Source organism: Variovorax sp. P2_H12, assembly GCF_056403395.1.
In genome coordinates this window covers 1-1,817 of sequence record NZ_JBFUFO010000098.1, presented here as the reverse complement: position 1 = coordinate 1,817, position 1,817 = coordinate 1, and the positions used below count along the sequence as shown (strand labels likewise).

1 protein-coding gene is annotated in these 1,817 nt (G+C 65.6%); it reads right to left on the bottom strand.

The features are described from left to right. Positions 1 to 79 precede the first annotated feature (79 nt). The gene (locus tag AC1DYK_RS35325; protein ID WP_478170512.1) at positions 80 to 1,786 is read right to left on the bottom strand and encodes an IS1634 family transposase; all 1,707 of its coding nucleotides are present in this window, start codon (positions 1,784 to 1,786) and stop codon (positions 80 to 82) included. Between the last annotated feature and the right edge of the window lie 31 nt (positions 1,787 to 1,817).

Here is a 1,817-nt window from a genome sequence, read left to right as displayed (position 1 = left end):
CCGAAGTTCCTGAAGTCGCCGAGCGAGTTTTCCTTTGCACGACAAGCATTTGGCGTGAGATCGGGGTTCTGGCTGCTGTCTACATCTGGATCTTCTGGATGAGGTTGAGCGCTCTCTGCTGCTTGGCGTTGGGCGTGGTGAGGACCTCGAAGGTCGGCGCCTCGGGGCCGGCCTGAGGGGCTCGGCAGGTGTTGCGCACGATGGTGGCGAGCTCGGCCATGAGGGTGGAGAAACTGTGCACGGGCGTGCCGTCATCCAGCGTGTGGCGCGCCGCCTTGGCCAGCGCTGCCTTGGATCGCGTAGCCGGCGCCACCGGGTCACGCGTGGCCTTGGCCTGTTGATCCGTGTCGGCGAACATCAACTCGCGCCAGGCCTCGCGCATGTGCCACTCGACGTAGTAGGCGAGCATGCACAGGAAGATGTGCGCGCGCACCCGATCGGCGGTGCGGTGGTGGATCGGRCGCACCTTCAGGTCGATCGTCTTGAGTGAGCGGAACGCGCGCTCGACGTTGGCCAGCGACTTGTAGTTGCGCACGCAGTCGGCCGAGTCCATCTGCGCCGCGCTCACCGACGTGCGGATGATGTAAATGCCRTCCAKYGCCGCCTCGGCGGCGATGGCGTCTGTCTTGCGTGCGAAGGTGAAGGCGTTGTCGCCGATGGCCAGTTCGAAGTGCTTGGCCATCTTGTACTGGTTGACGACCTTGCCCACGCGCAAGCCGATCTCATCCTTGCCGGCGAGCTTGCCCGCGTCCACGCGGGCCTTGATCTTCTCCAGATGGGCCTCGGTGGCGGCGAGCAGTTCCAGCCGCTTGTRCGCGCGCAGCTTGGCGAGTTCGGGATTGCGGCACGCCACCAGGCGCTCGCCGGGGTAGTCCGGCGAGCTCAGCTCGAGCAGGTTGCGCTCGTCGAACAAGCCCAGCTGCAGGTRCCCCTGCTCGACCAACGCGCGAATCGAGATGCTCTTCAATGCGCTGATCCACCCCACGCCCTCGGTCTCGCGCATCTCCTGGATCGCCTTGTTGGAGATCATGCCGCGATCACCCACCATCACCAGTTGCTCGACGCCGAAGTCCTCGCGCAGCCGCTGGACCTCGGGCAGCAAGGTCTGGCTGTCGGCCACATTGCCYTCGTGCACCGACACCGCCAGCGGGCAGCCGCGCGCATCGGTGAGCAGGCCGTAGTTGACCTGCAGCATGCCCTTCCTGCCGTCGCGGCTGTAGCCGAGCTTGGCCAGCGGGCAGCAGCTGCCCTCGAAGTAGCTGGAGGACAGGTCGTACAGCACCAGGGCGCCAGCGCTCAGATGGCGCGCGGCGAGCTTCTTCTGGATGCGGTCCTGGCGTTCGAGCAGCCAGTCCATCGCCGCATACAGATCGTCCTCATCGGCGTCTGCGACGCCGAAGTCCTCGGCCAGCGTCGTGGTGTGCCACCAGCGCGTGGTGGCCAGCTTGGTGTGCGGTGCTGCGATGCGCGCGGCCACCATGGCCAGCACCAGGTCGCGCTCGCGGCTGGGCTTGGAGGCAAGCACCGAGGCGAAGCCCAGCCGCTGCATSGCCTCGCTGACGGCTTGCACATGACCATGCGAATGCGACGCGGTGATCTCCAGGCACTGCGTGACCGGTTGCAAGGCCTCGCCACGCAGGGCGGCTCGAATAGCTTCGATYTGCGCGCCCGACAGGCTCGACAGATTGGCCAGCGTGCGCTTGCCGACCTTGGAGCCCTCGCGGTAGGACTCGCGCAGCAGCACGGTGGGTGGTGAGCCACGGTTCGGCACGACATGGATGTGCATGCCTACATTAATAGGTCAATTACAAGTAAAT